Genomic DNA, 5,524 nt, shown 5'->3' on the forward strand with positions numbered 1-5,524 from the left:
TCCGCCGCCAGCAGTTCCAGCCGCTCGACTGTATCACCCAGCGTGCGCCAGGGCTCGTCCGATACCGCCGCCAGCGCCTCCGGCCTCGGGCCATCCCAGCGGTCCGCCATGCGGCAGTCGAGCGGGTCGAACCCCAGCGCGAAATCCTCGGCCATCGCCCGCAGCAGCGAGGCTTGCCCCGGCCCGTCATACCCGCGCGGCGTGCGTGCCAGCGCCACCAGCAGATCGCGCCGCAAGCGCCCCTCCGGCGATTGCCCGAAGACATGCAGCCCGTCGCGGATCTGCAGTTCCTTGAGTTCGCACAAATAGTTGTCGATCGCCGACAGCGCATCGTCGCCGTCACCCTCGGCCCCGGCGTCCTTGTCCAGTCCCTGCGAGCGGGCCAGGTCGATGATGTCGCGCCGTAGCCGCTCCAGACGGCGCGGGTCCATCCCGGCGGCGAGGTAGTATTCGTCCACCAGCGCCTCGAGGTGCTTGAGCGGCCCGTAGCTTTCCGCGCGCGTCAGCGGCGGCGTCAGGTGATCGATGATGACTGCACCGATGCGGCGCTTGGCCTGCGTGCCCTCGCCGGGGTCGTTGACGATGAAGGGGTAGAGCTGCGGCAGCGGCCCGGCGCAGATCTCGGGGAAGCATGTCGCAGAGAGCGAGATCGCCTTGCCGGGCAGCCATTCGAGATTGCCGTGCTTGCCCACATGCACCAGCGCTTGCGCGCCGAACCGCCGCCCCAGCCAGACGTGGAAGGCGAGGTAGGCGTGCGGCGGCGGCAGCGCCGGGTCGTGGTAGGTTTCCTTGGCGTCGATGTTGTACCCCCGCGCCGGTTGCACGGCGACGCAGACATTGCCGAAGCGGTGGACTGCCAGCCGGAACGCGCCGTCCTTCACGAAGGGATCGGCAGAGGGCGCACCCCAGCGCTCCAGCATCTTCTTGCGTGCGCTTTCGGGCACTCCGGCGAAGGCGGCTTCGTAGTCGGCCAGCGGCAGCGAAATCTCGCCGGGTCGATCCAGTGATGTGAGGTCGTTGGTCACCCCGCCGGTCATCAGCCGCATCAGCGCCTGCCCGTCCTCGGGCGCGCCGCCGGTATCGTATCCGGCGGCACGAAGGCTGGAGAGGATCGAGGCCGCGCTGGCGGGCGTGTCGAGGCCGACGCCATTGCCGATCCGCCCGTCGCGGTTGGGATAGTTGGCGAGCACCAGCGCCACCTTGCGCTGCGCGGGCACGGTACGGCGCAGGCTCGCCCAGTTGGCGGCGAGGTCTGCTACGAAGGCCACGCGATCGGGCGCGACGCGGGGGACGACGATGCCGCACTTCGTCACTTCGTCGAAGCGTTCGGCGGCCTTGAAGGCGACGGCGCGGGTGAACAGGCGGCCGTCGAGTTCGGGAAGCGCCACGTTCATCGCCAGATCGCGCGGGCCGAGGCCGCGTGCGGCGGCCTGCCAGTCCGCTTCCTCGACACCCGCGAAAGCGACCTGCAGGATCGGGCAGTCGGCGCGTTCGAGAACCCCGCCGACGCGCGGCTCGCCCGAGGACGAGGAGGCGAAGCTGGTGGCATTGACGATCACGTCGGGCGCGATCTCGGCCATCAGGCCGCCGAGCCAGTCGATGGCGAAAGGCTCTCGCAGCGCGCGGACATGGACGGCGGCGACGTTGAACCCGCGCATTTGCAATGCGGCGACCATCGCGTCCACGGCGTCGAGCGTGCCCGCGATCATCAGCGCGCGGTAGAATACCAGCAGCACGACAGGGGCGTCGGGGCGCCATGATGCGCGCAAGTCGGCCAAGCTCGGCCGATCCACGCCTTGCAGGTAGAGCCCGGCGTCGGCCACCGGCACCGGATCGTCCGGCTGGCCGCAGTCCGCGCCGATCAGCCTTGCGGCGGTGCGCAGGAACGACAGGGCATTGGCGCTGCCGCCCTGCCGCAGGTAGTCGCGGAGGTGCTCGACCGTCTCGGCGGGGAGGGTGGAGGCGACCGTCAGCGTCGGATCATCCTCACGCCCGTCGGCGATGGCGGCGAAGGCGATGCCCTTCTCGCGGGCGATCAGCGCGATTTCGTCGATGCCGTAGGGCCAGTAGCTCTTGCCGCCGAGCAGCACCACGCAGACGAATTTTGCGTGGGCGATCACCTTCTCGACGTAAAGGTCGACCGAATACGGGTGCCGCAACTGCAGCAGGTTGGCGAGGCGGACGCTCGGCGCGCCCTCCGGCAGCCCTGCCGCCGCTTTGGCGAAGCAGGCGAGTTCGCTGTCCGCCACCGTCAGGATGACGACGTCGCCCGGCGGCTGGTCGAGGTCGATCGCCTCCTCGCCGTTGGAGATCGTGCCCGGGGTGGCGGAAAGCAGGTGCATCAGGCGGCGCTCGCCGGGCTGACGGCAGTGCGAACCGCCCTGGATTGCTTCACCCGCTGCGCGGGTTCGCAATGACGGAGGAGGGGGGGAAGCCGCAGATCTTCGTTCAACGCCGGTTCGCCTCCCCACCGCTCGTCATTGCGAGCGCAGCGAAGCAATCCAGGGCGGTTTGCGCGGCTCTGGATTGCCGCGCTACGCTCGCAATGACGAAGGTTGGGGTACATGGTTGTGCTTACGCCGGGACCGAACCTAGCACACCCGCCAGCGCGGCTTCGATGGCCGCGCGGTCCAGCCCCTTCTGGCCGATAACCACCAGCTGCGTGCGGCGCGGTTCTTCGAGCTTCCACGCGCGGTCGAAGAAGTGCTGGATGCGCGGGCCGACGCCCTGCAGGACGAGGCGGCTGGGCTTGCCCGCCAGCGCGACCATGCCCTTCACGCGCAGCACGTCGTGCGCGGCGATCTGTTCCTTCAGGCCTACCAGCAGCGCGTCGAGATCGGCCACTTCGCCGCCGTTCAGGATGAAGGTGTCGAAGTCGTCATGGTCGTGATCGTCGGCCAGGCCGTCGATGTGCGACTTGCGGCTGTCGAGGTCGTCCTCGGCCGCCGCGACGATGCCGAGCAGCGCGGCGATATCCACCGCGCCGTGGTCCGCGCGCACGATCTTGACGCCGGGGCGCGTCTCGGCGGCGACGGTCTTCTCGACTTCGGCCAGCACGTCCGCATCAACGAGGTCGGTCTTGTTGAGCACCACCATGTCGGCGCAGCCCAGCTGTTCCTCGAACAGTTCCTCGAGCGGGCTGTCGTGGTCGAGGTTGGGATCGGCGGCGCGGGCGGCGGCGAGGGCTTCCTCGTCCGTGGCGAAGCGACCGGCGGCGACGGCATCGGCGTCGATCAGGGCGATCACGCCGTCCACCGTCGCGCGGGTGCGGATGTCAGGCCACTGGAAGGCCTTGACCAGTGGCTTGGGCAGCGCGAGGCCGGAGGTTTCGATGATGATGTGGTCGGGCGGCGTCTCGCGATCCAGCAGCTTCTGCATCGTCGGCAGGAAGTCGTCGGCCACGGTGCAGCAGATGCAGCCGTTGGCGAGTTCGAGGATGTCGTCCTCGGGGCAGGCTTCGTCGTTGCAGCCCTTGACCAGTTCGCTGTCGACGCCGACGTCGCCGAACTCGTTGATGACGAGGGCGAGGCGGCGGCCCTTTGCGTTCTGCAGAAGGTGGCGGATCAGCGTGGTCTTGCCGGCGCCGAGGAAGCCGGTGATGACGGTGGTGGGTACTTTGCTCAAGGCTCTCAACTCCCGCGCCGGCGACTTCTCGCGGCGGGGCGTACCGGCGCTTTCGCGCCGGCGCGGGGCAGGGGCGACGGACAGGCGCGAAGACGCCCGGCGACCTGCTCCGCCGCGGCCCCGGGCCGCATGCGTGTCGTCGCTCAGACGGTGAACCGTGCCGCGGCCATCCCCTGGACCAAGGCAAGAGCGACCAGACGCCGGCAGGTCTCCTGGCTCGCGGGTCACAGCTTGATGCACGGCCTTCCCGAAGCCTCGCATGTCGCAGCGTCCGGCCTCAGTGGCTGCCCGTCCCGCTGGGGACAGGCGATGTGCATCGCGCTCGCCGCTTACAGTTGCAGGGACAGCTGCGGATTCGAACGGCGAACCGTTCCCACCGCCTTCCCTTTTAAGCCCCTTGCGGGGCACCGGCGCGATCTTGTTCCCGGCGGATACCGGGAGGCAGGGGTGGGCGCAAGTGTTGGTTTCAGCGTGCCGGAAGGATGCGGGCGCGGCATTCTCCGAAACCGATGGAAACGAAGCCGTCAGCGGCGGCGGTGGCGGTGATGGAGATTTCGTCGCCGTCCTCCAGGAACGTGCGGGTCTCGCCACTGGCCAAGGTGAGGGGCGACTTGTCGCCCTGCGACAATTCCATGAGGCTGCCGAAACCCTCTCGCTCGGGAGCGGAAATCGTGCCGGTGCCGAGCAGGTCGCCGGGCGTCAGGTTGCAGCCGTTGGATGCATGGTGCGCGACCATCTGGTTCACCGTCCAGTACATGTTGGTCGCCGGGCCGTGGCTGAGGCGATGGGGCGGAAGCCCGGCCTTGCGCATGGCCTGCGTGGTCAGGTGGACCTGCAGCATGACGCCCAGCGCGCCGTGGGCCTGATCATCCGCGTCAGACAGATAGGGCAGGGGCTGCGGGTCGCCTTCCGGTCGGGGCGGCTGGGCCGCGCGGAAGGGCGCGAGGGCTTCGGGCGTGACGACCCATGGCGAAATCGTCGAGTGGAAGTTCTTCGACAGGAACGGGCCGAGCGGCTGGTATTCCCACCCCTGCACATCGCGCGCGGACCAGTCGTTGAGCAGGCAAAAACCGGCGATATGCTGCGCAGCATCGGTGATCGGAACAGGCTCGCCGAGGTCGTTGCCGCGGCCGATCCAGACGCCCATTTCCAGTTCGTAGTCGAGCCTTGCAGTCGGCGCGAAGATCGGCGCATCGGCCTCGGGCGGTTTGCGCTGGCCGGTGGGGCGCACGACCGGAACACCCGAGGGACGGATCGAGGACGCGCGGCCGTGATAGCCGATCGGCACGTGCTTGTAGTTGGGCAGCAGCGGGTTGTCCGGGCGGAACTGGCGGCCGATGTTGTTGGCGTGATGGATACCGACATAGAAGTCGGTGTAGTCGCCGATGCGCGTCGGCAGGTGCAGCATGCAGGCTTCGACCGGGTGCAGCATGGGCTCGATGACCGGCCGCCTGGCTTCGTCGCAGAGCAGGTCGGAGAGGGCATGGCGCAGGGCGCGGCGGTCTTGCGCGGGAATGGCCAGCAGGCGGGCCATGTCCGCATTGCTGCAGATTTCGGCGAGGTTTGCGGGGACGAGGCCTGCTGCGGCCAGTGCCCGGATGTCCAGGACCTGGTTGCCGATTGCCACGCCGATCCGCGTCGGTGTCTCTTCTGAGGTTGAGAACACACCGAAGGGCAGGTTCTGGACCGGGAAGTCGCGGTGGCCGTCGGCGCTGTCGACCCAGCTTTTGCGAGCGGGGTCATGGGTTTCGTCGATGGTCCACCAGTTCACAGGTCGCTCTCCATATTCTCTCGTTGTCCCGGACTTGATCCGGGACCGCTGGCCTTGAACAGTCCACCTTTCGATGAGCGCAGACCAGCAAGGTCGCATCTAAAGACCGCCAGCGGTCCCGGATCAAGT

The 5,524-nt window shown here is 68.5% G+C and carries 3 protein-coding genes and 1 riboswitch; all 3 genes read right to left on the reverse strand.

Going from position 1 to position 5,524, the window contains the following annotated elements:
* The coding region (gene cobN, locus ACYPYD_RS04575) for a cobaltochelatase subunit CobN (RefSeq protein ID WP_459662257.1) at nucleotides 1–2,342 on the reverse strand (2,342 nt) is incomplete at its 3' end.
* Between the two features lie 232 nt (nucleotides 2,343–2,574).
* Nucleotides 2,575–3,624, reverse strand: coding sequence for a cobalamin biosynthesis protein CobW (cobW, locus tag ACYPYD_RS04580; RefSeq protein WP_459662258.1), 1,050 nt, complete (start codon nucleotides 3,622–3,624; stop codon nucleotides 2,575–2,577).
* 185 nt (nucleotides 3,625–3,809) lie between these two features.
* Nucleotides 3,810–4,051, reverse strand: a riboswitch (cobalamin riboswitch).
* Nucleotides 4,052–4,090: 39 nt separating this feature from the next.
* On the reverse strand, nucleotides 4,091–5,395 hold the full coding sequence (gene fahA, locus ACYPYD_RS04585; protein ID WP_459662259.1) for a fumarylacetoacetase: 1,305 nt from the start codon (nucleotides 5,393–5,395) through the stop codon (nucleotides 4,091–4,093).
* Nucleotides 5,396–5,524 lie beyond the last annotated feature (129 nt).

It is taken from the genome of Novosphingobium sp. 11B (assembly GCF_054589055.1).